The sequence below is a fragment of the Pseudomonas sp. AOB-7 genome (genome assembly GCF_003696305.1).
Lineage (GTDB): Bacteria > Pseudomonadota > Gammaproteobacteria > Pseudomonadales > Pseudomonadaceae > Aquipseudomonas.
Genome location: NZ_RFFK01000056.1, coordinates 1 through 402 on the forward strand (window position 1 = coordinate 1; position 402 = coordinate 402).

General features: G+C 69.7%; 1 pseudogene. It reads left to right on the forward strand.

Annotation, left to right across the window (positions count from 1 at the left end):
- Nucleotides 1-285 (forward strand): annotated as a pseudogene (locus EA796_RS22980) (ATPase); the annotation flags it as partial.
- Nucleotides 286-402: the final 117 nt, after the last annotated feature.

The window sequence follows — 402 nt, forward strand, 5'->3', positions numbered from 1 at the left end:
AGCGCGGAGATGGTCAACCTGATCCGCGAGGCGCAGGTGTTCAGGCCCACATTGCGCGCGGCGTTCGCCATCAACCGCCGCGTCAGTACCACGGTAATCGGCCGTGAAGCGCGCGGCGCGTTGGCCGATCAACCGCTGCCGGCACTGCAGGCGGAAGTGCGCCAGCGAATCGTCTTCGCCGAGAGCGTGGCGGCCGGTCGCCTGGCGCGTGAGCTGGCGCCAGACAGCGCCGCCGCGCGCGAGGTCAGCAGCCTGGTCGACGAGTTGCTGAGGTGGTCGTCATGAGCGGCAAGCGTATCGGGATCGGTGCACGCCCGTTGGCCGATCCGCACGCCGAAGCCTGGATACGCCAGGACGTCGCCGTCGACAGCGACAAGGCCGAGCGCTACAGCGCCCGGCTGA